Source organism: Streptomyces sp. URMC 126, from assembly GCF_051386555.1.
In the GTDB taxonomy this organism is placed as follows: domain Bacteria; phylum Actinomycetota; class Actinomycetes; order Streptomycetales; family Streptomycetaceae; genus Streptomyces.
The window spans coordinates 1-389 of record NZ_JBPQTX010000691.1 but is presented as its reverse complement, the minus strand read 5'-3'; the positions used below and the strand labels follow the sequence as shown (position 1 = coordinate 389).

At 65.0% G+C, this 389-nt stretch carries 1 protein-coding gene; it reads left to right on the top strand.

Translation table 11 applies throughout. The features are described 5' to 3' along the window. On the top strand, positions 1–389 hold a 389-nt coding region (locus ACSNOK_RS33480; protein WP_436784541.1), incomplete at both ends, for a UPF0182 family protein.

Below are 389 nucleotides of genomic sequence, written 5' to 3'. Positions count from 1 at the left end.
GCTTCCCCAGCACCCTGGACGTCGACCGCTACAAGGGCCAGGACGGCAAGGACCAGGACACGGTCATCGGTCTGCGCGAGCTGAACATCAACGGCATTCCCGAGCGCAACTGGATCAACGACCACTTCAAGTACACCCACGGTTTCGGCGTCGTGGCGGCCAAGGGCACCACGACCCAGAGCGGCGGTGCCCCGGAGTTCACCGAGTCCGAACTGCCGGCCAAGGGCAGCCTCAGCCCCTACGAGCAGCGGGTGTACTACGGCGAGAAGACCACGCAGTACTCCATCGTGGGCGGTCCGCAGAAGGAGCTGGACTACTCCGACGACAGTGGCGAGAAGCCGTACAGCTACACCGGCAAGAGCGGGGTGAGCCTCTCCAGCCCCGTCAAC